Source organism: Psychroflexus salarius (assembly GCF_900129035.1).
Taxonomy (GTDB): Bacteria; Bacteroidota; Bacteroidia; order Flavobacteriales; family Flavobacteriaceae; genus Psychroflexus; species Psychroflexus salarius.
In genome coordinates this window covers 1-2311 of record NZ_FQTW01000032.1, presented here as the reverse complement: position 1 = coordinate 2311, position 2311 = coordinate 1, and the positions used below count along the sequence as shown (strand labels likewise).

Annotated in this window: 3 protein-coding genes; all 3 read left to right on the top strand. The window is 28.0% G+C overall.

The window, feature by feature from the left end:
* Nucleotides 1-121 precede the first annotated feature (121 nt).
* The 3 genes from BUB82_RS11565 (at nt 122) to BUB82_RS11555 (ending at nt 2005) form a co-directional block, all read left to right on the top strand.
* A complete protein-coding gene (locus BUB82_RS11565; RefSeq protein WP_073193782.1) occupies nt 122-1303 on the top strand; it encodes an SIR2 family protein in 1182 nt (393 codons plus the stop codon).
* A 177-nt stretch (nt 1304-1480) separates the two neighbouring features.
* The gene (locus BUB82_RS11560) at nt 1481-1702 is read left to right on the top strand and encodes a hypothetical protein (RefSeq protein WP_073193781.1); all 222 of its coding nucleotides are present in this window, start codon (nt 1481-1483) and stop codon (nt 1700-1702) included.
* Entirely contained in the window at nt 1703-2005 is a 303-nt protein-coding gene (locus BUB82_RS11555; RefSeq protein ID WP_073193780.1) for a type II toxin-antitoxin system RelE/ParE family toxin, read from the top strand.
* The last annotated feature ends 306 nt before the right edge of the window (nt 2006-2311 follow it).

Genomic DNA, 2311 nt, shown 5'->3' with positions numbered 1-2311 from the left:
GACTACAAGCCGAATCAACTCGTATTTGCTCACTTGGGTTTTGTAACTGAAATTCATTACTTTTAAATCCGTAATAACTGCGGTTATACAAAAACGTTAGCTACCATTTGCAAAAAAAAATATGGAAAACCATTTAACAGTAATTTTAGGAGCAGGATTTTCAGCAAACGCTGAAATGCCAACTGCAAGTTCAATAGCTGACAGATTCGATCGTGATTTAAGAGAAAAACTCTTATCTGCATCTTCAAGTGAATGGTTTTGGATTGACGATAAAGATGAAACTTTTATTCATAATGGTAGATTGAATTATGACTATATTGCATATTCCTATGTTTTCAATGAATTAGTAAAAAGCTATGTTACTAAACGAGGTAGTTTTGTTTACTATGAAGATTTTTATCAATACATAATTGACAATTTTGCCAACTCTGATTGGGTTGAGAAGTTATTTGAAAAGTCAAAAAAATCGCTTCTGACTGACAAGCCTTTTTTTCTCGAAAAGAAACATAAAGAATACTATAAAAACTACTTGTTTGCTTTCGACCACAAACAATTCCATAAAGTAAGTGCTATTCTAAACTATTTGATTGGAGATATTCTTTCGGTAATACCAAAAACCGATGCTGAAATTAAGGAGATTTATAAAGGATTTGTTGAATTTATATCTCAATTTGAAGCTTTAGATATTTTCACTTTAAATCATGACTTATTATTAGAAAGAGTTTTTGATCTAAACGGATTAAAATATTCTAAAGGCTTTAATATTGAAAATTCCCCAATAAGCCATAATGATAAATCAGTTCCATTTTTCAATAATAATTTCAACGAGAAAATTAAAATACATAAACTTCACGGGAGTTTAGATTTTTTTCAATTTAGACATTATGAGCAAATTGGAATGACCTTAAGACCAACTGATAATTATGATTATTATATGACATCAGATTATTATACAAAACATAATTCCATAAGAATAAACCCAAATACAAAAAAAATACTACAGAATTATAATTACGATATTGTCCCCAAATTTATAACCGGGACAAAGAAATTAGATACAATAGGGAATGATATTCTATTTAAAAAATTATTTCAAAATTTTTCAGAAGTAATGATTAGGTCAGATAAATTATTTATTTCTGGCTACTCTTTTAAAGATGAACATTTAAATGAAAAATTAAAATCTAAAGAGTTTAAATATGTAAATCAAAATCCGTTTGAAAAGTATCCATTTGAAGGAAATGGCAAAAACATAAAAAATCTAGATGAACTAAAAACGGTAGCTAACACGGTGTATAGTTAATGGCGAGGTTTGGGCTAAATTGATAAGTCCGAATTTTTTTGCTAATTTTACGATTGAATAAACAAGGTTCGTGTATTTTTAGTCGCCACTAACCATACACCAATCCGTTGGGCTTCATTTGAAAAAAATTATCGTTTACAAATTATATTTATTATTTTTGATATATAAATTAATCCTATGGATATTCAAGCTGAAAAAATACAACTCGCTAAACTTTTATTAGAAACAGAAAACCTAAATATTATCAAATCTGTAAAAAAGATTTTTAAGCAAAACAAGGTATTTGATTTTTGGGATGAACTTTCGCCTGAGCAAAAAAAAGAAATTGAAAAAGCATCAATTGAAATTGAGAATGGAGAAATTGTCGATTATGATTCTTTTATGCAAAAACACAGATAAGTGAAAAGAAAAGTTATAATCTCAAAAACTGCTGAAAAAAAATTAGAAAAACTTTTTGAATATCTTACCGAAAAGTGGTCAGAAAAAATAAAAATTGAATTTATTCAAAAGCTTGACCACAACATTGAAATAATAAGAAATCAGCCTGAGATTTTTCCTGAATCTAAGAAAGGAAAAAAATTAAGGCGTTGTGTTATAACTAAACAAACGACACTTTATTATAGGTTTAATTCCAAACGAATAAATGTTGTAACGATTTTTGATACCAGACAAAATCCGAATAAATTAGATTCTGGAATATAAAAACGAAAGCCCAACAGCGCATAACAAAAATGGCGAATTTATTTATAAAACGAGAGCTTATTGTATTTTTAGAAACTTAAAGTTTAACCGAAAAACTTGCGCATTTTAAGTCGCCACTTATGTTATGCGCGAACCGTTGTGCAACATTTATGAAATCCGAAATAAAAATTGGATTCTCGATAAATACTTTGATTATTATTTAATGAAAATCCTGATATTTAAATATTATAGTTCAATATTGAGTTTGATGAAATACACAGGAATGGGACTGACCAATGAACATTCCAGAGCTGTATTTATTTTCAC

Excerpts from the sequence above, each read along its gene's own strand:
- BUB82_RS11565 (WP_073193782.1), top strand. The coding sequence starts at position 122 with ATGGAAAACCATTTAACAGTAATTTTAGGAGCAGGATTTTCAGCAAAC.
- BUB82_RS11560 (WP_073193781.1), top strand. The coding sequence starts at position 1,481 with ATGGATATTCAAGCTGAAAAAATACAACTCGCTAAACTTTTATTAGAA.